This is a genomic window from Cohnella sp. GCM10027633, assembly GCF_042675445.1.
Taxonomy (GTDB): Bacteria; Bacillota; Bacilli; order Paenibacillales; family Paenibacillaceae; genus Cohnella.
In genome coordinates this window covers 223,609-244,001 of record NZ_JBHTGV010000007.1, presented here as the reverse complement: position 1 = coordinate 244,001, position 20,393 = coordinate 223,609, and the positions used below count along the sequence as shown (strand labels likewise).

The following is a 20,393-nucleotide window of genomic DNA, read 5'->3' as shown; positions in this document are numbered from 1 at the left end:
TTGTTAATCCGCAATGACCCACGTATCCTTGCACCCGCCGCCTTGGGAGGAGTTGACGACGAGCGAGCCTTCCTTCATCGCGACGCGCGTCAAGCCGCCGGGAAGCACGTGCACTTGGTTGCCGTCGGCGAGCGCGAACACGCGCAAATCGATATGCCGATGCACCATTTTCCCGTCCAAGCTGATCGGAGCCGTGGATAGCTGAATCGTCGGCTGGGCGATATAGTTGTCGGGGTTGGCGCGTATTTTATCCGCGAACTGCGCCCGTTCAAGCTCGGTGGACGCCGGTCCGATCAGCATGCCGTAGCCGCCGGAGAGAGACGTCTCCTTGACGACCATCTGGTCGAGCCTGCCCAGGACGTGCTCCCGTTCGTCCGGACGGCTCATCAAGTAGGTCGGGACGTTGTTCAAGATCGGGCGCTCGTTCAGGTAATACCGGATCATCTCCGGCACGAACGTATAGATGGCTTTGTCGTCGGCGACTCCCGTTCCCGGCGCGTTCGCGATCGCGATGTTGCCGAACCGGTACGCGTTCATCAGTCCCGCGACGCCGAGCAGCGAATCGGGCCGGAACGCCAGTGGATCGAGGAAGTCGTCGTCGATGCGGCGGTACAGAACGTCCACTTTCTTATAGCCGTTTATTTTACGTATATATATTTTGTTATCGCGGCAGACCAGGTCTCGTCCTTCGACGAGCTCGAGCCCGAGCTGCTGCGCAAGGAACGTATGCTCGAAGTAGGCCGAATTGAAGCTGCCGGGCGTCAGCAAGGCGATTACCGGCTCGCTCTTGTCGGCAAGGGCGAGATTGCGAAGGGAAGACCGGAAGCTATGCAGCGTCTGTTCGATGCCGCGAATGGCGTACGAGAAGTATAATTCGGGAAAATCGTGCTGCATGATCGTTCTGCTCTTGAACACGTAGGAGAAACCGGAGGGAGAACGCAAATTGTCTTCGAGGACGAAATAATCGCCCTTCTCGTCGCGGATCAGGTCGATGCCCGAAGCGGTTACGTACGCGCCTCCGGGCACGGGCAGGCGCATCATCTCCGTGCGGAAATAGCGGTTGGCCATGACCATCCGGCGCGGAACGATTCCGTCCTTCAGAATGCTCTGCTCGTTATAGATGTCCGCAAGGAACGCGTTCAACGCCCTGACGCGTTGCTTCGTCCCTTGCTCGATCAGCTCCCATTCCCGGGCGGGAATGATGCGCGGCACCAGATCGAACGGAATCGTTCGCTCCAGCGACTCCTGATCGCCGCCGTTCAGCGTGAACGTGATCCCTTCTTCCAGCAGTCGCCCGTTCATCGACGATTGCCGGGAAATCCGCTCGTCGATCGACATCCGGGCCAGCGCTTGATGGACTTTACCGTAGTGCCCGCGTACTTGAGATCCGTCATACATCTCGTTGTAGAAACGGGAGGAAGGCGAGGTCATATATGCTTCGTTCGTCATTCCCATGCAGAACGACTCCCTCCGATATGGGGTTTATTGCTAATCATATGCCTTGCTATTTTCAATGTCAATATTAATGACATGCATTTACCATTGTTATTTCAATATATAACATGAATATAACATTTAAGTATATTAACGATTAAGAATGGCGGTTCGCATTCACTTCCGGCGTATGTTACAATTGTAGCGAACTATAAACGCGTAATCGCTCGAAGAAAGGGTGATGGACCACCCATGACTTATTTATATGTAGAACGAATACGAAGTTATGAGGACATCATCGTCTCGAATACAGGCTTCCGACCCTAGGGTTGGAAGCCTGATTTATTTTTTGCGCGGGGCAAACTTTATTAGAAGGGGCAATCTTTGTGGCGGATAGGCATCATTCCGGATTATTGGCGATCTGGATCAGTTTAATCAGCAACGTCGTACTTACCGCGCTTAAGCTCGTCGCCGGGATATTGCTCGGGAGCCCGGTCTTGCTCGCGGACGGCGTGCATAACGCGGGCGACATTATCGCGACCGTAGCGGCGCTTACTTCCTCTATGGTATCCAAGAAACCGGCCGACGAAGATCACCCGTACGGACACGGCAAAGCCGAAGTCGTCGCGTCCGCGTTCGTCTCCATCGTCCTTATCCTCGCCGCTCTATGGATCGCCTTCCAATCGGTCGTCGCGTTGTTCGAGCCGGCGGGCGAAGAGAGCTGGCTGGCGCTCGGCGCGGCCGCGCTCTCGCTCGTCTGGAAGCAGGGACTCTACGTCTACACGCTGCGCGTCGGCAAGGAGACGAACAGCAAGAGCGTGATGGCTACCGCTTACGACCATTTGGCCGACGTATACGCCTCCCTCGCCGCCGTCGTCGGCATCGGCGTCGGTCTGCTCGGCGATCATTACGGCTGGGCATGGGGCGCCTACGGAGATCCGATCGCGGGCATTATCGTCTCCGCGCTCGTATTGAAGCTTGCCTACGAGATCGGACATGAGGCGGTCAACATTCTGATGGAGCGCAACGTCGCGCCGGAGAAGCTGTCGCGGTACGAGACGCTCATCTCCGCGATCGAGCCGATCAAGCGCATCGACCGCGTTCGCGCGCGCGAGCACGGCCACTACATTACCGTCGACGTGCGCGTCGGCGTGCCCGGCGATTATACGATTCAACGGGGCCACGACATCAGCCGCCTGATCAAGCAACGGATCATGGACGCCGATTCGGACGTGGTCGAAGTGATGGTGCATCTGAATCCTTGGTATGCGGATTGATTCGACGAATAAGAACATATGTTTGTATATTTTTATCCGATTCGCTATACTATAATAAGAATCTACACGACGGACCGGCCCCATTATCTCCACTAGAGGTGAAGCGATGGAACCGCAATTGATCGAAGCGTTAAGAGGAGTGCTGCAGGACGAGTTGAAGCGGGAGTTGTCTCCCGTTCATGCGAAGCTGGAGCGTATCGAGGGTAAGATCGAGGGTATCGAAGGCAAGATCGAAGGTATCGAAGGCAAGATCGAAGGCATCGAAGGCAAGATCGAAGGCATCGAAGGCAAGATCGTAGGTATCGAGGGCAAGATCGAAGGCATCGAAGGTCAACTCGCAAGCATGCAGAAACAACTGGATCGGATCGAAGAGACGCAGAACGAAGACGTCGTCGCCATTCTGCATCAGATCAACCAGAAGGTCGAACAACGCTTCGAGCGAACCGACAGCCAACTGCGCGTGTTGAACGATCGGCTGTTTACGGTCGAAGGCGACGTGCGCAAGCTGCAAGGATCCTAATACGCCAAGGGGCCGCATCTCATCATCTTCCGATGATCGAGACGCAGCCCCTTTTTTCCTAATCCACGTGCTATATGGACACCAACGCCCCTATTCCAACCAAAGCTCCAATAATTGCAGCGCTCGCGGACACCAGTGACGCTATTCCTGCCGCAACGCAGCTTTTTACGCCGCAACGCCGCAATAAGGGCATCTGTGTCCGCCGGACCGTCCTCTCACGCCCGATTACACGAAATAGCGTCATCCATGTCCGCCAACTCTACCGGAGCACGCGAATCGAAGACCAGTGGATCGGCCCGCCCTGATCGCCGCAACCACCCCCCAACACGCAAAAATAACGGAACCGAGTTCCGTTATTCCGCGCCAACCACCCCGATTACTCCAAGTGCGCGATGAGCGCGGTTGCCGAGGTGTCATGAGAAGATAGCGATAAGAGGCACTAAGCCACTTTGTTGTAAGTCATAATCCAGATCGAGCCCGCGACAATCGTGAACACGATCGCGATGCCGAGAATGAGCACCATCAGGTTGTACCGCGGCTTCTTCTCTTCCTTCAAGTGCATGAAGTAGAACAGCTGGACGACGAATTGCAGCACGGCCGAGCCGAGCAACAGCAGCTTCGCCGGAGTGCCCTCCATCCAGTCGTTCAGCACGACGAGGAGCGGGATGGCCGTCAGCACGAGCGACAACAGGAAGCCGATGACGTAAGACTTCAGCGAACCGTGCGATTCGTGTTCGTCATGACCGTGATCGTGCCCGTGGTCGTGGTGCGAATGAGCGTTCGTCCCTTGCGCCATCTTACATCACCTCCATCAAGTAGACGATCGTGAAGACGAAGATCCAGACGACGTCGAGGAAATGCCAGTACAAGCTGATAATGCCGACCTTGCGCTTCGTGACCGGCGTAATGCCGTGCTTGGCGAGCTGAAGGATAATGGCGATCATCCATACGAGGCCGAGCGAGACGTGCAAGCCGTGCGTGCCGACGAGGACGAAGAACGACGACCACGTCGCGCTCGTGCCGATCGCAGCGCCTTCGTGCACGAAGTGGATGAATTCCGTCACCTCCAGCGTGATGAACGAAGCGCCGAGCAATACGGTGACGGCCAACCAAGCAATCAAGCCTTTGCGGTCTCCCTTGTGCATGCACAGCACCGCGAGGCCGCTCGTGAAGCTGCTCGTGAGCAAGATGAACGTCTCGGCGATAACGCCCGGCATCTCGATCATCTCGGACAACGTCGGCCCGCCCGCGCTGCTGTCGTGCAGCACCGCGAACGTGGCGAATAGCGTTCCGAACAGGATACAGTCGGTAATCAGGAAAATCCAGAAGCCCATCATGCGAAGCGATTCGAGATCGTGATGCCCGTCATGGCCGTGGCCGTGATCGTGAGCTGCCGGCGACATCGCTCCGTGACTTTTAACGTGTGCCATCAGACAACCCTCCCCGCCGCGGCTTCCGTCCGCTTGACTTCGTCGACCGGAATATAATAGTCGGTATTATAGTTGAACGAATGGACGAGCATGCTCGCGGCTACGCCGACGAGACCCGGAATGGCGATCCACAGCCAATCGAAGACGAACCCGAAGCCCGCGATGAACCAGAACAGCGACATGACGATCGGAATGCCCGAGTTCTTCGGCATATGGATCGGTTCGAGCGGCGGCTTCGGAGGCGGCGCGATGCCCTTCTCCTTGCGAAGCTTCTCTTCCCACCAAGGATCGCGCTCGCTTACTTGCGGCACGGTCGCGAAGTTGTAGAGCGGAGCCGGCGACGGAATCGACCACTCGAGCGTGCGCGCGTTCCACGGATCGCCCGTCGTATCCTTCTGCATGAACTTGATGCTATGGAGAATTTGCCACACTTGGAACAGGAAGCCGATACCCATCAGGAAGCCGCCGATCGTCGAGACGAGGTTAAGCTCCCACCAGCCGCTGTCCCAGCCGTACGTGTTGACGCGGCGCGTCATGCCCATAAGTCCGAGCAGGTATTGCGGCATGAAGCAGATGTAGAAGCCGGCGTTCCAGAACCAGAATGCCCACTTGCCGATGCCTTCGTGCAGCTTGAAGCCGAACACCTTCGGCCACCAGTAGTAGAGACCCGCGAAGAAACCGAATGCGACGCCGCCGATGAGCACTTGGTGGAAGTGCGCGATCAGGAAGTAGCTGTTATGGAACTGGAAGTCCGCCGGCGCCACCGAGAGCAGCACGCCGGTCATGCCGCCGACGACGAAGCACGGAATGAACGCGATCGTCCACATCATCGGCGTCGGGAACGACAGCCGTCCGCGGTACATCGTGAACAGCCAGTTGAACACTTTGACCCCGGTCGGGATCGCGATCAGCATCGTCGTCACCGCGAAGAACGCGTTGACGTCGGCTCCGGAGCCCATCGTGAAGAAGTGGTGAGCCCATGTGAAGAACGAGAAGAAGCTAATGCTCATGAGAGCGAACACCATCGACTTGTAACCGAACAGCCGCTTCTTGGAGAACGTCGCGACGATCTCCGAGAAGATGCCGAACGCAGGCAAGATAACGATGTATACTTCGGGGTGTCCCCACATCCAGATGAGATTGATGTACATCATCGGGTTGCCGCCGCCGTCGAGCGTGAAGAAGTGCGCGCCGAGGTAGCGGTCGATGAAGAGCAGCGCCAACGTGACGGTCAGAATCGGGAACGCGAGAATGATCGTCAGGCAGCTGGACAGCGTCGACCAGGTGAACATCGGCATTTTCATCAGCTTCATGCCCGGCGCGCGCATCTTCAGAATGGTGACGATGAAGTTGATGCCGGTCATCAAGCTGCCGATCCCGGATATCTGTATGCCCCAGATATAGAAGTCTTGCCCGACGCCCGGACTGTGCGACAGCTCCGATAACGGCGGATAGGCGAGCCATCCGGCATCCGGCGAACCGCCGATGACGAACGACATGTTGAACAGCATCGCCCCGAAGAAGAACAGCCAGAAGCTGAGCGAGTTCAGGAACGGATACGCGACGTCGCGCGCGCCGATCTGGAGCGGCACGACGATGTTGAACAAACCGAACATGAGCGGCATGGCCATGAACAAGATCATGATGACGCCATGCGTCGTGAAAATCGCGTTATAGTGCTCCGGCGTCAAGAAGTCGAGCTCCGGCACCGCCAACTGCGTGCGCATGAGCAGCGCGTCGACGCCGCCCCGGAACAGCATGAGTAGCGAGGCGATGACGTACATGATGCCGATCTTCTTATGGTCGACGGTCGTGAGCCATTCTTTCCATAGCCACGTCCATTTCTTGAAGTAACTGAGCGCGGCGACGATGGACACCATCGTCAGCACGATCGCGACGTCCGCGCCGTAAATTAACGGATCGCCCGTAACGAAGAAGTCTCCGGCGAAATCCTTGATATTATCCCACATGCGAGTTCCCCCTTCCCTGCGTTAATGATGATGATGTTCGGACGATTGCTCCGAACCGGCCGTATCGGCGATCGGTTGCGCATCGGAGACGGACGCTTCCGCATCCTTCGCGGCCTCATGACCGGAATGCTCCGAATCCGAATGCTCGGAACCGGATGACGCTCCATGCCCTTCATGCGAACCGTACTTGTTCACGATGCGATCGAACAACCCTTCCGGAATGTCGGAGAATTCCATCGTATCCTCCACGACGCCCGGCATCGCGAGACGCTCGTAGCCCTCGTCGGTCAGCTCCGGCGTGGAACGTTTCACGTCCGTTACCCAGGCGTCGAACTCCTGCTGGGAGATGGCGTTGGCCTTGAACTGCATCTTCGCGAAGTCTTTGCCGCTGAAGTTCGCGCCCATGCCCAAGTATTCGCCCGGCTCGTCGGCGATCAGGTTCAGCTTCATCGCCATGCCGGACATCGTGTAGATCTGTCCGCCGAGTTGAGGAATCCAGAACGAGTTCATCGGCGCGTCCGACGTCAGCTCGAAGCGGACCGGACGGTTCGCCGGGAACTGCACGTAGTTGACGGTCGCGATATCCTGCTCGGGATATTGGAACAGCCATTTCCAGTCGAGCGACGTCACCTGGATGACGAGCGGCTCCGCTTCGTGCTCGAGCGGCTTGGATGGCTCGAGCTTGTAAGTATAATGAATCGTAATGCCCGCGAGGATCGCGATAATGACGATCGGGATTCCCCACCAGGTCGCTTCGAGCTTCGTATTATGTTCCCATTCGGGATCGTACTTCGCCTTGCTGTTCGTTCTCTGTCTGTAGCGCCAGACGATGACGAACGTGATGATCAGCACCGGCAGGATCACGACCAGGCACAGCGCCGTAGATATAAGGATAAGATCCAGTTGATGCTTGCCGACCTCGCCTTTCGGGTTCAGCACGACGATCTTATCGCCGCAGCCCGTCATCAAGACCGCCATCGCGATGAGCGATACTACCGCGGCCATCCGCCGCAACCTTGTCGCCATGTCTATCTCTCCCATCTCTTGTGCACGAACCCTACGAGGGCTCCGTTATTTCTCATCCCATACAGGATACCGCTTATGTACCCACCTTATCAGAAAGCTTCGCCGGCCGCCGCACTGTTAACAATTGCGTCAAATATCCGTCTTAATTCCGCAATACAATGTTCACGGTTTTGTCATATTGTGATTTTAATCACATACAAACGACCCGTATCCGCAATATTCCTCGTTACCCGAACGCGCGCGCGCAAAAACAGGGCCGCGCCTCCGGTCGATAATCGACCGGCGGAACGACCCTGCGGGTAGTTCATTCGATATGACGTTATTGCGCTTGTTCCGTCGACAACGCGGCGACCGGTTGCGCGGACGATTCTTGGTTGCGTTGCATGAGCGGAGCGATGACTCCGAACAACATAATCTGGCTGCCTCCGACCAAGAAGCCGAGACCGACCATCAGGCCGAGGTTGCGATCGTTGAACTGCGTAATATTAAGCAAACAGCAGACGAGACCTACGCCGAGGACGACCATCGCCACCCATTTGAGCATCCGTGCCATTTCGCGATTTTGCATATCGTAACATCCTTTCCGTTGCTCGCGCCGCCGAGATTATCGAAAGCGCTTTATATGTGACCATTTTAGCACAGAATTGTGACGAAATAAAGTCGTTGTCGCGGATTCGCTTGAAATTTAGGCTATGCCTTTTCGCGTTCCGTTATACCGTTCCGTCCGATCATCTACCGTGTATTTTTAGGTATCTTGCATTGATCAGTACAGTGTGTTAAATTATAGCCATCGGCATCAATGACGCATCGAACGGAATCGATAGGAGGGACACCGGTTGGACATTAATACGCAATTCAAGAAAGGCGTCCTCGAGCTGTGCGTGCTCGTCCTCATCAACAAGCAGGACCGGTACGGCTACGAATTGGCGGAAGCGGTCTCGAAGCACGTGGAAGTGGCGGAAGGCGCGCTGTATCCGCTGCTTCGACGATTGGTGAACGAAGGACGCTGCACGACGTACTTGCGGGAATCGAACGAAGGTCCCCCGCGCAAGTACTACAAGCTGACCGAGGAAGGTCTTGCTTACGCCACGGAGATGATCGCGGCATGGAACGCGTTCGTCCGGAGCGTATCCGACCTGATTCAAGAAGGAGAATTTCCGGTAACCTGAATCGCCGCAAAACCATCCTCAAGTCTAGGCCGATCATGAACCCGGGTTGGATACGGCTTCGATCCGACGGGTTTACAATGAAAGCATCGGAGCCGAACGTCGAACGGAAGGCCGCGCGCCTTCAACACTTTTCAAGTAAAGGGAGAGTCCCATGACCAAACAGGAGTATCTCTCGGCGCTTCGCTATTATCTGGCTCCGATGCCCGCGCCGGAACGCGAAGAGCTGCTGCTCGATTACGAATCGCACTTCGATTCCGGCGCGGAGAACGGCAGAAGCGAGGCAGAGACCGCGACCATGCTAGGCGATCCGCTCGCTATTGCCAAAGACATCTTAGGTCCGAACTTCTACTTCGTGCCCAATTCACCCGCGCCGCCGAGACGGGACATCGCGCGAATGATCGGCGTCACGATCGCCCTCGTCTTCCTGAACATGGTCGCCTTGCCCGCGCTCGTCTCGATCTGGGCCGGATTCGTCTCGATATGCGCGGTAGCCGTGTTCGGCTGCTTGTCGCTCTTCATCCTGCTCGTCGAGCAGCTCGCATACGGAGACGCGACGATCGCCAAGCTGTTCCTCGCGATCGGCTCGACCGGCGTCGGCATGTTGCTGGCCTATTTCGTACGGTATTACGGAATCAAATGGATATTGTTCATTACGATCGGGTATTGGAAATGGACGGAAAGAACTTGGTTAGGGAGGACGTAAGCCATGAGAAAACTATGGATTGTCGCCGGCATCGCGCTCGTATTGGTCGGAGTCGCCGGCATCGCTTCCTACGGCTGGCGCACGGGAGGAGATCTCGAGCCCGTGAAGAAGACGTGGAGCTTCGACGCGCAATCGCTCGAGCGGCTTCAGATCAAGAGCGACTATAGCGTAGACATCGCGTTCGTGAGAAGCACGGACGGCACGAGCTCCATCGCCCTCGAAGGCGAAGGCACCGAGCGCATGGTCGCCGAGACGCTCGCGACCGAGATCGCGGGCGGCGCCTTGGAGCTCGATTTGCGGAAGAAACCGCAACGTTGGTTCCATTTCTTCGATTTCGATTCTTTCCACGCGAAGGAGAAGCTGACGATAACGGTAGCCGACGGCATACGATGGGACGCGCTCAGGCTTAGCATGGATTCCGGCAACTTCTCGCTCAAGAACGCCGCGTTCATCGCGCTCGGCGAGACGACCGTCGACATCGATTCCGGCAACGTGACGATCGACAATTACAAGGCCGACCGGCTGGACGTCGACATCGACTCGGGCAACGTGACGGGGAACGGTGTTACGGCAGCCGTCAAGGTCGATGCGGACTCCGGCAGCATTCGGTTGAACGATCTGTCCGGCCCGTCGGAGATCGAGGTCGACTCGGGCAACATTCGCCTGTATAAGCTGACGGGCGACGACGCGACGATCGAAGCCGACTCCGGCAACGTTTACGTGCAGGTGCCGACCGGCTTCGGTGGCTTCTACGACGTGAAGGTCGACTCCGGCAAGACGAACTATCCGGAATCGAAGCGCACGACGACCGAGTATATTAAAGTCAGGACCGATAGCGGCAACGTCACGATCGAGGAGAAGTAAAATAGCATGACGACACGCACCTTCCGCCTCGCGCGCTAGGTGCGTTGTTCTGCCATGCCCGTTCGCGCGGATGCGTTCGCGAGTCCGGTCCGGTTCCCCAACCTAAGTCCGGGCCGCGCACGACCTCAAGGCGGTTACGCTCGGACCGCGGCACCGCTTAAGATGAAGCTATTGAACGGCCGGATGGCGCGCCTCGTCGGTATGAACCGATTCGCGCAGTCCCTACACCCGAAGGAGGCCCTTATCCTTGTTCTCTATCCTTAGCCGCGCCGAATTGGCGAGCGCCATGTTCGTCCTGATCTTCTCTTGGATCGCTAGCGGCAAAGCCGCGAAGCTCGTCTACGCCGGGTCCGCGGAGAGACTGCACCGCAAAGCGCGGAAGCAGCTCGTCTGGGCGGTCTACGCCAGCTTTCCCGCTGCCGTCGCGATCGCGGCGATCGCACTGATGCCCTCCACGTTCGATCCGATGTTCTGGGAAGACCGAGCGTACGTGCATCTGCCGCTGCTGCTCGTTCCGCTTGCCGGCGTATGGGTCCTCTCCGTGCCGAGATTGTGGCGGCTGTGGACATCGACGGGCGCGAAAGGCGCGGCGCCTGATCCAGCCGTCCTCCGCGAGCGCGCCGCCCATCCGCTTATCGTCGTGCCGTTCCAAGCGCTGGCGCTAAGCGCCGCGGCGTTGTTCTACGTCTACCTCTTCACGCCGTCCGTGCCCGTAAGACCGCTCTCGTTGCTCCTCCCCGTCGCCGTCCTCGCATTGGCGATCTACGGAACTTGGCTGCGCAACTCCCGCATCGGGAAGACGATCGGCAAGGAGGGCGACCTCGTCCGGCATCGGCGCCTCCGCTTGCTGCGGGCGCTCGGCCTGTACGGCGCGGCGGTCGGCGTCGCCGTCGTCCTGATCGTCGTCGGCATGCGCTCTAGCAAGCTGCCGGCCTCGCTGAATATGAGCGAAGGACCGATGGACTTCGGCGGCGGCACGGCGCTGTCGCACGATCCCGCGAAGGCGACGTCCGTCGCGATGCTGACAGGCCCTCGGGATGGCGAGCCGGACCGGACGTTCACCGTGACCGCCCGCAAGACGACGGCGACGCTCGCCTCGGGCGAGCAAGTGAACGCATGGACGTACGGCGGCAGCATTCCCGGCACCGAGCTGCGCATGAGGCAAGGCGAGCTCGTCGAAGTGACGCTCTTCAACGAAGATATCGACGACGGCGTCACGATCCACTGGCACGGGCTCGACGTGCCGAACGCCGAGGACGGTGTCGCGGGAGCGACCCAGGACGCCGTTATGCCGGGAGAGAGCCACGTCTACCGGTTCGTCGCCGAGCAGGCGGGGACGTTCTGGTACCACTCGCACCAGGTGTCCCAAGAAGCGGTCGAGAGAGGCCTGTTCGGTCCGCTGATCGTCGAGCCGGCCGACGCGGATGCAGGTTCAGGTTCAGGTTCGACCGGAGAGCAAGACGTCGTCGTCCTTACGCATTTGTGGGACGGCAGAATGGCCGTCGGCGCCAACGACGGCGTAGAGCGCAAGCGAATCGCCCCGGGGACGCCGGTCAGACTGCGTCTCATTAATACGGACGACTGGATCAGACAGCGCTATACGCTCGTCGGCACCCCTTTCCGAGTCGCGGCGATCGACGGCACCGACTTGAACGGGCCGCAGACGATCGAGAATACGCGCGTCGAGCTGACGACCGGCGGCAGAGCCGATCTCGCGTTCGTCATGCCGGACCGCCCCGTCTATCTCGCCGTAGGGAACGGCAACAAGCTCGGCGTGTTGCTAAGCCCGGACGGCCAAGGCGACGTCCCCGACGTTCCGAAGACGGCCGCGTTCGATCCGCTGGATTACGGCGAGCCGGCCGCGACCCCGTTCAACGCCGATAGCGACTTCGACCGGGATTTCGAGATGGTGCTGGACAACAAGTTCGGCTTCTATAACGGTTCGTTCGGTTCGCTGTACACGATCAACGGGGAAGTGTTCCCGAACACGCCGATGTTCATGGTGCAAGAAGGCGATCTGATCAAGACGACGATCTACAACCGCGGCGAAGTCGACCACCCGATGCACCTTCACGGCCACCACATGCTCGTCCTCTCCCGCAACGGGGAAGCGTCGACCGGAAGCCCGTGGTGGTCGGACACGCTGGACGTGTTGCCCGGCGACGTCTACGAGGTCGCTTTCGCCGCCGACAATCCCGGGTTATGGATGGATCATTGCCACAACTTGACCCACGCGGCCGTCGGCATGTCGATGCATCTCATGTACGAAGGCGTGACCTCGCCTTACGAAATCGGAACCGATACCCGCAATCATCCCGAATGAACGGTGAACGGCGAACGCATGCAAGCCCCCTCCGCTTGGGAGGGGGCTTGCATTGCGTGACGCGATGAAATACCCTTACGTCTATCGCACGTATTGCGAGCGCGGCCGACTTGCGAATGTACTCGGTTTGTCGAGTTCATATTGCGCGGATACCCGGGTTTGGGCGAATGTATGCGATATTTCATACAGATTCCCCTCGCTTCCGCGGTTTAGCTCCGAATGTATTCGGAATTTCGAATACAATTTCGAATTTGGCCCTATTCGCGGATATTATATATGAATATTCATACACGTCGCCCGATGACGAGAATGCGCACAGGTGCCGGGCAACGAGCATTCCTCCGCATCGCGCCGCACCGGCAACGCTACATTCACGCGCCGCTCGCCTCCGCCAACGCGCGCTCCAATCCTTCGCGATGAGCGTCTCCCTCCTCCTCGCTCCACCCGAGCAGCTCTCCCATCGCCGAGTGCAAGGCGTCTCGCCATTGCCGTACATATGCGATGTCGAAGAACAGCCGCCCCGTGCGCCGGATCCAGAAGTCAACCGGCGCGATCGCGCTCTCTTCGGCGATCGCGTAGACGAGCTCGGCCGCCAGGTCGAGCGGCAGCCCGTGACGCGCGGACAGCGACCGTGCGGCTCCGCCCTCTGCCGCGATCGCGAACAGCTTCGGCGCGTTGGAGCCGTATTGCCGGGCAAGGCGCACCGCCTCCGCCGCATCCAGCCCGCCGCGAATCCCTTCCGCTCTCTGCTCCCCGACGTAAGCTTCGAATCGCGCCGAGCCTCCCACGTCGCCGCCGGAAATCGGGAGTCTCTTCGTACGGCTAGCCCCTACGATCGGACCGCCCGCTGCTCGCAACCGTCGTCCGACCCGGTCCACGACCGTCTCCGCCATGCGGCGATAGCCGGTCAGCTTGCCGCCGGCGATCGAGATAAGCCCCGACGCAGATTCGAAGATTTCGTCGCGGCGGGAGATGTCGGATGGAGACTTGCCTTCCTGGTAGACGAGCGGCCGAAGCCCCGCCCAGCTCGATTCCGCGTCCGCCGCCGTCAAGCCGAGCCCCGGGAACATCCGGTTCGCCGCGTCCAGCAAGTAGCGCCGGTCTTCCCCGGTCATTCTCGGATTCGCGATGTCCGCTTCGTATACGGTGTCCGTCGTCCCGAAGTACGTCTTGCCGTCGCGAGGAATCGCGAACAGCATTCGACCGTCAGGCGCGTCGAAGTAGATCGCCTGCCCGAGCGGGAACCTCGCCCGATCGAATACGAGATGCACGCCCTTCGTCAGGCGCAGCGTCTTGCCGCGCTTCGAGCGGTCCAGCTCCCGCAGCTCGTCGACCCACGGCCCGGCCGCGTTGACGACCGTCGTCGCCTTCACGGCGTATGCTCCCCCGCCGACCCGATCACGGACGACGGCGCCCACGAGCTTGCCGCCCTCGTAGAGGAACGATTCCGCCGCAGCGTAATTGACGGTAAGCGCCCCGCTCTCGGCGGCCTTCTTCATGACCTCCAGCGTCAGCCGTGCGTCGTCGGTTCGGTACTCGACGTAATAGCCTCCGCCCCGCAAGCCTTCCCGCTTCAGCAGCGGTTCCCGTTTCGCCGCCTCCTCGGCGCTCAGCATCCGTCGGCGTTCGCTCTTCCGGACGCCCGCGAGGAAGTCGTAGACGCGAAGGCCGAGCGACGTCGAGAGCGGCCCGAACGTGCCGCCCTTATAGAACGGCAGCAGCATCCATTCCGGCGTCGTGACGTGCGGACCGTTCTCGTAGACGATCGCTCTCTCCTTGCCGACCTCGGCGACGACGCCGAACTCGAGCTGCTTCAAGTAGCGAAGGCCGCCGTGCACGAGCTTCGTCGATCGGCTCGACGTGCCCGCCGCGTAGTCCTGCATCTCGACGAGCGCGACTCTTAATCCGCGCGTTGCCGCGTCCAGCGCGATGCCCGCGCCCGTAATGCCCCCGCCGACGACGAGCAGATCGATCGGTCCTTCGGCCATCTTCGCCAATCGTTCGGCGCGGCGCGACGCGGACAGCCCGCCATCCCTGATAATCGCCTCTGCGTATTCCATATCCGCCATGCCTCATTCCTCCGTCTGTACTGTTATATGATGCGACGAACGCCAAAAACCACGCCAACGACTCTCGCCTCCCTAACGGGATCGCGAAAGCGCAACGTGGTTTCTCCGATTCTCCAACCGTTATTAACTTGTAAGGCGAAGCTCTTCCACTCACTATTCCTATTCCTATTCCTATTCCTTGAACGCGATAGCCGCGCGCACCGCGCGAAGCCAGCCCCGGTACAACGCGTCCCTCTCCGCCGTCCCCATCCGCGGCTCGTACGTCCGCGCGATCCGCTTCAGCGAGCGAACTTGCTCCCGGCTCTCCCAGTACCCGACCGCCAACCCCGCGAAGTAGGCAGCGCCCAGCGCCGTCGACTCGTGCTGCTCCGGAAGCGCCACCGGCACGCCGAGCATGTCGCTCTGGAACTGCATCAAGAAGCCGTTCATGACCGCGCCGCCGTCGACGCCGAGCGCCGTCAGCCGCATTCCCGCGTCATCCTCCATCGCCGCCAGCACGTCCTTCGTCTGGTACGCGAGCGACTCCAACGTCGCGCGCACCAGGTGCGCCCTCGTCGTTCCGCGCGTCAGTCCGAACACCGAGCCGCGCACCTCGCTATCCCAATGCGGCGTGCCGAGACCGACGAACGCGGGCACGACATACACGCCGTCCGTCGATTCGACCTGCAGCGCCAGCGCTTCCGATTCCGCCGCCGAGCCGATGACGCCCAACTCGTCGCGCAGCCACTGGATCGCCGAGCCGCCGACGAACACGCTGCCCTCGAGCGCATACTCCGTCCGGTCCCCGATCTGCCAGGCAACCGTCGTAAGCAGCCCGCGTTCCGAAGCTTTCGCCTCTTCTCCGGTGTTCATGAGCATGAAGCAACCCGTTCCGTACGTGTTCTTCGCGTCGCCCGGTGAATGGCAGCCTTGCCCAAACAACGCCGCCTGCTGGTCGCCGACGACCGCGGCGATCGGGATCTCCCCTCCGAACAAGCTCGCTTCCGTCACGCCGTACACTTCCGAAGTCGACCGCACTGAGGGCAGCATCGCCGCGGGAACGCCGAGCGCCTCCAGCAACCGCTCGTCCCAGCGGCGTTCGTGAATGTTGTACAGCAGCGTCCGCGAGGCGTTACTCGCGTCGGTCACGTGCGCCGCCCCGCCCGTCAGCTTCCATACGAGCCAGCTGTCTATCGTGCCCGCCAGCAGCTCCCCGTTCGCCGCGCGCTCCGCGGCGCCTTCCGTATGCCGAAGCATCCAGGCGATCTTCGTGCCGGAGAAGTACGGATCGAGCAGCAAGCCCGTCGCGGACCGGAATAACGGCTCGTATCCCCCGTCCTTCAGCTCCGCGCAGATGTCCGCCGTCTGCCGCGATTGCCAGACGATCGCCGGGCGGATCGGCTCTCCCGTCGCGCGGTCCCATACGACGACCGTCTCCCGCTGGTTCGTAATGCCGATCGCCGCCATTTGCGCGGCCCCCAAGCCTGAACGCCGCAGCGTCTCTCCGATGACGCCGACCGCCGAGCGCCAGATCGCTTCCGCGTCGACTTCGACCCAGCCCGGATGCGGATATTGCAGCGTCAGCTCTTCTCTCGACAGATGCGAAATCTCGCCGTCGCGATCCACGAGCAGCGCCCGCGTACTCGTCGTTCCTTGATCGAGCGCCAGTACGTACGTCTCCATCATCTGCTCCCCCTCCCGTGCTCCCATAGCTCCCGCCTGGAAGTCGTAATCGCGGTCGCTCCCGCCGCCAGCGCGTCGTCCCGTTCCTTCGCCGTGCGGATCAGCCCTCCGGCGATGACCGGAATGCCCGTGCGCTCCCGCACCTCGGCGACGAGATGCGGAAGCACCCCCGGCAGCATCTCCACGAAGTCGGGCCTCGTCTTCGCGGCGAGCGCCACGCTCTTGTCCAGCGCGTCCGAATCGATGAGGAATAACCGCTGAATCGAGAGTAAGCCGTTCTGCTTCGTCTTCTCCAGCACGGACGTCCGCGTAGAGATAAGCCCCGCCGGCCGGATCTGCTGACAGAGGAATTCCGCCGCGTACTCGTCGTTCTTCAGCCCGTCGATCAGGTCCGCGTGCAGCAGAACCTTCTTGCGGTGGCGTTCCGCCAGCTCGATCGCCGGACGAACGGCGCCCAAGCGCCCGCCGAGCAGCACGATGTATTCGTAGGGCGACGGCAGCAGCTTCTCCAGGTCCGCCATCCGCTTGACCGCCGGCAGCACCCGCTGACCTTCGATGGACATCCGCGCCCACGCTCCTCCCGATACCGATACTGAGATTTTACACCGATTACGGCAAAAGCTCACCCGCGACTTTTGTCGCCCGCGGATGAGCCCGACGTATCGAACAACCTTTTACCCCTTCACGGCCGCGTCTACCGTCAACGCCCGCTCCACTTGCTCGCTGAAGAACGCGTACAGCAGTACCGTCGGCAAGCTCGCGATCGTCATCGCCGCCCCCATCGCTCCCCAATCCGTCGTGAACTGGCCTTGGAAGAACAACAGCCCGAGCGGCAGCGTCTTGAGCGATTCCTTGCTGATCAAGATCAGCGCGATCGGGAACTCGTTCCACGCCGCCAGGAAGACGAAGATGACCATCGTCGCGATCGCCGGCCGGATGATCGGCAGCATGATGCTCCAGAACGTCCGGTAGATCGAAGCGCCGTCCATGCAGGCGGACTCCTCGAGCTCGAGCGGCACGGTGCGGAAGAAGCCGTAGAACACCATCGTCGCGAACGACAGGTTGAACGCCACGTAAGGCACGATCAGCGTCAGGTACGAATTCGTCAGATGGAAGTCGCGGATGAGCACCGCGAGCGGAATCATGATGACCTGCACGGGAATGAACATGCCGATGATCATGTACGTGCGCGCCGCGTCCTTCAGGCGCCAGCGCATGCGGGCGGCCGCGTAAGCGAACATGACCGACAAGGCGATCGCGCCGAAGACCGTGATGACCGATACGATGACGCTGTTCATGAAGTACGTCGGCACCTTGAAGCTTTCCCATGCCGTCCTGTAATTCTCGAACCGCAGCGACGTCGGAGGACCGAACGGATTGGAGACGAAGATCTCCTCGTTGTTCTTGAGCGAGTAGAACAGCATCCAGAATAACGGATAGATGGACAATAGCGCGTACAACCACATGAACGACTGGAGGAACGGCTGTCTCTGTCCCCATTTGCGAATCGATAGCATGCCGGTTCCCCCCTTAGTAGATGATCCGCTCGCGAGCGACGAGGCGGTTAATGACGAGCGTGACGAGCAAGCATTCGAGCACGAGCACCGCCGCGGAGGCGCTGCCGTATCCGAACTCGTTGATCCGGAACGCCGAACGGTACATCATGTACGTCAGCGTGTAAGACGACGTGCCCGGACCGCCGCTCGTCATGATCAGCATCTGGGAGAACGCGTTAAGCCCGCCGGTGACGGCGAAAATCAAGCAGAACTTGTACGTCTCGCGCATGAGCGGAATCGTAATGAGGAAGTTCGTCTTCCACTTGCCGGCGCCGTCGATCTTGGCCGCTTCGAGCAGCGGCGCGGGAACCGCCTTGACGGCCGCGAACAGCAGCGCGAAGTGATAGCCCATGAACTGCCACGCGTTAACCGCGGCGATGGCGAAGATCGCGACCTTCGGATCGCTGAGCCAGTCTTGCTGATAAGAGAGGCCGAACGTGCGGAAGAGCGTATTCAGCATCCCCGTCTCGCTGTTGTAGATCGCCATCCATAGCTGGCAGACGACCGTGACGGACAATACGACCGGCACGAAGAAGCTGACGCGCAGCCAACGGCGGCCTTTCACGTAGGACTCTGCGACTCCGAACGCGAGAACGGTGCCGATGCCGAGCTGGAAGACGGTGATGACGGCGGCGAAGATCGCTCCGTTCTTGAGCGACGTCCAGAACAGATCGTCCTCCCACAGCTCTTTGTAATTGTCGAATCCGATGAACTTGGCGGCGTTCAGGCCGTCCCAGTCGAACATGCTGCGGTAGAACGTCTGCATGACCGGCCAGAAGACGATGACGCTGTACAGCACCAATGCCGGCAACACGAACAAGGCGATTGCCATCCGGTTTCCCATAAATTTATTCAAGGTGATCTTCCTCCCTCGGAGCGGCTTGCCCTGCTCTAGCTGCGTTGCGTAAGCCACCGATGCGTATGGCGAAACGTCCGATAATGAACCGTTCGTCCGCCGCGGGCGACGAAGCGCGGCGGACGGACGAACGGAAGGTCGTGCCTATGGGCGTTGCTTCTGGTCGGTTATTGGCCGATCGCTTTGTCGACGTCCTTGATGAACTGATCGACGGAGCTGCCCGCGACGAGCGCTTGCGAAGCGTCCTCGATCGCAGCCTTGAACTTCGGATTGGACAATCCCCATGCGAACGCCGTCGTCTTCATCGTCGGAATCGCCTTGCTCAGCTCTTCCATCATCGGCGGGTACTGCTTCACGATCGCCTTGTCGACCTTCGTCGCTACGATCGGCGTGCCGCGTTCCGTGTACTTGAACTCCGCGTACTTACGGGAGATGAACGCCGCCACCTTAGCCGCGAGCTCCGGATCCTTCGTATGCGGGGATACCGCGTATCCGCCGGGACCGCCGCCGCCGCTGAATACGACCTTCGACGCTTCCGCGTTCGCCGCGTCCGCCGTCGGGTAGTACATCCAGCCGACTTTGTCGCCGAGCTTCGCCGTCGAAGCTTCGATCTCCCATTGGCCGTTCAGGAACATCGCCGCTTTGCCCTCGTAGAACAGCGCGGCCGCTTGGTCGTAGTTGAGGCTCGTCGCGCCCTTCGGCAGCAAGCCCAGCTTCACGATTTCCGCGAGACGCTCGGCCGCCGTGCGGTAAGCCGGATCGCTTGCTTTCGCCAAGCCTTTGTCGAGCTTCGCCACGCCGCCTTCGTCGAAGTGGCTGGCGAAGATGTCGTACAGCGCGACCGTCGGCCATTTTTCCTTCGCGAACACGGACATCGGAATGATATCCTTCGCTTTCAACGCCTCTACGGTCGCTTTCAGCTCGTCGTAGTTCGTCGGCACCTTCGCGCCGGCTTGCTCGAACAGCTCTTTGTTGTAGTAGATCAGAATCATCTCGTTGCCCGCGTACGGGAACGCGTAGATGTGGCCGTCGTCGGTGACGAGCGTGTTCATCGCGCTTGGCACCATGGCGTCCTTGAAGCCGTTCGACTGCGCGAATTGGTCAAGCTCCAGGATGTTGCCGGACTGCTTGAACGTATTGATGATGTCGAGACCCGCTTGGAAAATATCCGGGAGGTTGCCCGTCGCCGCGTACGTCTTCAGCTTCTGGCCGTCGTCCTGCGCTTGGATGTCGAGCTCGAGCTCGACGTTCGGCATCTCCTTCTTCAGCTCCGCCACGGCGTAGTCGTACGGAAGCTTCGTGTCTTCGTCGGCGTATTGCGCGTAGATGCGAAGCTTGACCGGCTCCGCCGCCGAAGGCTCCGCGGACGGCGATGCCGAAGCGGACGCGCTCGGCGCGACCGAGGCGCTTGCGGACGGGGATGCGTTACTGTCGTTATTGTTGTTGCCGCCGCAAGCCGTCAAGCCGATCGCGAGCGAGGAAGCGAGAAGCAAAGCGCCAGTCTGTCTAAGTTTAAGCATGAATGGGACCCTCC

18 protein-coding genes are annotated in these 20,393 nt (G+C 60.0%); 6 read left to right on the top strand and 12 right to left on the bottom strand.

What is annotated here, in order from left to right:
• Nucleotides 1-3 precede the first annotated feature (3 nt).
• Nucleotides 4-1,455: a circularly permuted type 2 ATP-grasp protein gene (locus ACFQZG_RS17775; RefSeq protein WP_378154878.1), complete on the bottom strand. Its 1,452-nt coding sequence runs from the start codon at nucleotides 1,453-1,455 to the stop codon at nucleotides 4-6.
• A gap of 365 nt (nucleotides 1,456-1,820) precedes the next feature.
• Here ACFQZG_RS17775 and ACFQZG_RS17770 point away from each other — a divergent pair, with 365 nt between their 5' ends.
• Both ACFQZG_RS17770 and ACFQZG_RS27595 read left to right on the top strand, forming a co-directional pair.
• Nucleotides 1,821-2,711, top strand: coding sequence for a cation diffusion facilitator family transporter (locus tag ACFQZG_RS17770; protein WP_378154876.1), 891 nt, complete (start codon nucleotides 1,821-1,823; stop codon nucleotides 2,709-2,711).
• Nucleotides 2,712-2,817: 106 nt separating this feature from the next.
• Nucleotides 2,818-3,231 (top strand): hypothetical protein, encoded by a 414-nt coding sequence (locus ACFQZG_RS27595; RefSeq protein WP_445297464.1) that lies wholly within the window; start codon nucleotides 2,818-2,820, stop codon nucleotides 3,229-3,231.
• Between the two features lie 439 nt (nucleotides 3,232-3,670).
• Here ACFQZG_RS27595 and cyoD read toward each other — a convergent pair whose 3' ends face one another.
• From cyoD to ACFQZG_RS17735, 5 genes are all read right to left on the bottom strand, one after another.
• A complete protein-coding gene (gene cyoD, locus ACFQZG_RS17755) occupies nucleotides 3,671-4,027 on the bottom strand; it encodes a cytochrome o ubiquinol oxidase subunit IV (protein ID WP_378154870.1) in 357 nt (118 codons plus the stop codon).
• Between the two features lies 1 nt (nucleotide 4,028).
• Nucleotides 4,029-4,661: a cytochrome o ubiquinol oxidase subunit III gene (gene cyoC, locus ACFQZG_RS17750; RefSeq protein WP_378154868.1), complete on the bottom strand. Its 633-nt coding sequence runs from the start codon at nucleotides 4,659-4,661 to the stop codon at nucleotides 4,029-4,031.
• Nucleotides 4,661-6,631, bottom strand: a complete 1,971-nt coding sequence (locus ACFQZG_RS17745; protein WP_378154866.1) for a cbb3-type cytochrome c oxidase subunit I — start codon at nucleotides 6,629-6,631, stop codon at nucleotides 4,661-4,663. The genes cyoC and ACFQZG_RS17745 overlap by 1 nt, the downstream gene beginning before the upstream one ends.
• 21 nt (nucleotides 6,632-6,652) lie before the next feature.
• Nucleotides 6,653-7,657, bottom strand: a complete 1,005-nt coding sequence (gene cyoA / locus ACFQZG_RS17740) for a ubiquinol oxidase subunit II (protein ID WP_378154864.1) — start codon at nucleotides 7,655-7,657, stop codon at nucleotides 6,653-6,655.
• 319 nt (nucleotides 7,658-7,976) lie between these two features.
• Nucleotides 7,977-8,225 carry a hypothetical protein gene (locus ACFQZG_RS17735; RefSeq protein ID WP_378154862.1) on the bottom strand — a complete coding sequence of 83 codons (249 nt, stop codon included), beginning with the start codon at nucleotides 8,223-8,225 and terminating at the stop codon, nucleotides 7,977-7,979.
• A 268-nt stretch (nucleotides 8,226-8,493) separates the two neighbouring features.
• Here ACFQZG_RS17735 and ACFQZG_RS17730 point away from each other — a divergent pair, with 268 nt between their 5' ends.
• The 4 genes from ACFQZG_RS17730 to ACFQZG_RS17715 all read left to right on the top strand — a co-directional run bounded on the left by ACFQZG_RS17730 (nucleotide 8,494) and on the right by ACFQZG_RS17715 (nucleotide 12,716).
• Complete coding sequence (locus tag ACFQZG_RS17730; protein ID WP_378154860.1) at nucleotides 8,494-8,826, top strand: PadR family transcriptional regulator; 333 nt, start codon at nucleotides 8,494-8,496, stop codon at nucleotides 8,824-8,826.
• A 151-nt stretch (nucleotides 8,827-8,977) separates the two neighbouring features.
• Nucleotides 8,978-9,529 (top strand): DUF1700 domain-containing protein, encoded by a 552-nt coding sequence (locus ACFQZG_RS17725; RefSeq protein ID WP_378154858.1) that lies wholly within the window; start codon nucleotides 8,978-8,980, stop codon nucleotides 9,527-9,529.
• 3 nt (nucleotides 9,530-9,532) lie between these two features.
• Complete coding sequence (locus tag ACFQZG_RS17720; RefSeq protein WP_378154856.1) at nucleotides 9,533-10,393, top strand: DUF4097 family beta strand repeat-containing protein; 861 nt, start codon at nucleotides 9,533-9,535, stop codon at nucleotides 10,391-10,393.
• Nucleotides 10,394-10,640: 247 nt separating this feature from the next.
• The gene (locus ACFQZG_RS17715; protein WP_378154854.1) at nucleotides 10,641-12,716 is read left to right on the top strand and encodes a multicopper oxidase family protein; all 2,076 of its coding nucleotides are present in this window, start codon (nucleotides 10,641-10,643) and stop codon (nucleotides 12,714-12,716) included.
• A gap of 371 nt (nucleotides 12,717-13,087) precedes the next feature.
• On the opposite strand, the gene ACFQZG_RS17710 is transcribed toward ACFQZG_RS17715, so the two are convergent.
• The 6 genes from ACFQZG_RS17710 to ACFQZG_RS17685 all read right to left on the bottom strand — a co-directional run bounded on the left by ACFQZG_RS17710 (nucleotide 13,088) and on the right by ACFQZG_RS17685 (nucleotide 20,379).
• A complete protein-coding gene (locus tag ACFQZG_RS17710) occupies nucleotides 13,088-14,785 on the bottom strand; it encodes a glycerol-3-phosphate dehydrogenase/oxidase (protein ID WP_378154852.1) in 1,698 nt (565 codons plus the stop codon).
• Nucleotides 14,786-14,956: 171 nt separating this feature from the next.
• Nucleotides 14,957-16,447 carry a glycerol kinase GlpK gene (glpK, locus tag ACFQZG_RS17705; protein WP_378154941.1) on the bottom strand — a complete coding sequence of 497 codons (1,491 nt, stop codon included), beginning with the start codon at nucleotides 16,445-16,447 and terminating at the stop codon, nucleotides 14,957-14,959.
• Nucleotides 16,447-17,010, bottom strand: a complete 564-nt coding sequence (locus ACFQZG_RS17700; protein ID WP_378154850.1) for a glycerol-3-phosphate responsive antiterminator — start codon at nucleotides 17,008-17,010, stop codon at nucleotides 16,447-16,449. Before ACFQZG_RS17700 ends, glpK begins: the two co-directional genes overlap by 1 nt.
• Before the next feature lie 111 nt (nucleotides 17,011-17,121).
• Entirely contained in the window at nucleotides 17,122-17,964 is an 843-nt protein-coding gene (locus ACFQZG_RS17695; RefSeq protein ID WP_378154848.1) for a carbohydrate ABC transporter permease, read from the bottom strand.
• A 13-nt stretch (nucleotides 17,965-17,977) separates the two neighbouring features.
• Nucleotides 17,978-18,859 (bottom strand): carbohydrate ABC transporter permease, encoded by an 882-nt coding sequence (locus ACFQZG_RS17690; protein ID WP_378154846.1) that lies wholly within the window; start codon nucleotides 18,857-18,859, stop codon nucleotides 17,978-17,980.
• Between the two features lie 167 nt (nucleotides 18,860-19,026).
• Nucleotides 19,027-20,379: an ABC transporter substrate-binding protein gene (locus tag ACFQZG_RS17685; RefSeq protein WP_378154844.1), complete on the bottom strand. Its 1,353-nt coding sequence runs from the start codon at nucleotides 20,377-20,379 to the stop codon at nucleotides 19,027-19,029.
• Nucleotides 20,380-20,393: the final 14 nt, after the last annotated feature.